This is a genomic window from Methylobrevis albus (genome assembly GCF_015904235.1).
In the GTDB taxonomy this organism is placed as follows: domain Bacteria; phylum Pseudomonadota; class Alphaproteobacteria; order Rhizobiales; family Pleomorphomonadaceae; genus Methylobrevis_A; species Methylobrevis_A albus.
The window spans coordinates 1-249 of record NZ_JADZLT010000021.1; the positions used below are offsets into that span (position 1 = coordinate 1).

Annotated in this window: 1 pseudogene; it reads right to left on the reverse strand. The window is 68.3% G+C overall.

Going from position 1 to position 249, the window contains the following annotated elements:
* Positions 1 to 192, reverse strand: a pseudogene (locus tag I5731_RS00250) (IS110 family transposase); the annotation flags it as partial.
* Between the last annotated feature and the right edge of the window lie 57 nt (positions 193 to 249).

Here is a 249-nt window from a genome sequence, read left to right on the forward strand (position 1 = left end):
GGCCGCCGCCACGCTCTCGAAGCCGCCGGTCGCCTCGAGGACGACAAGCAGCGGCGAAAGGGGAAGCAGCCGCGCCGCCAGGGCTTCGAGCCCGGCCGCATCCCGGGCAACCGAGAAGGCCTCTGCCTGCGGCAGGACATGCACGTCCAGCCGGTCCTTCGAAACGTCGATGCCGACGAAGATGGGTTCCATCCTGTCCCGTCCTTGCATAATCGGGCTTCGCGAGCGGCCCATGCGACTGTTCGGGTT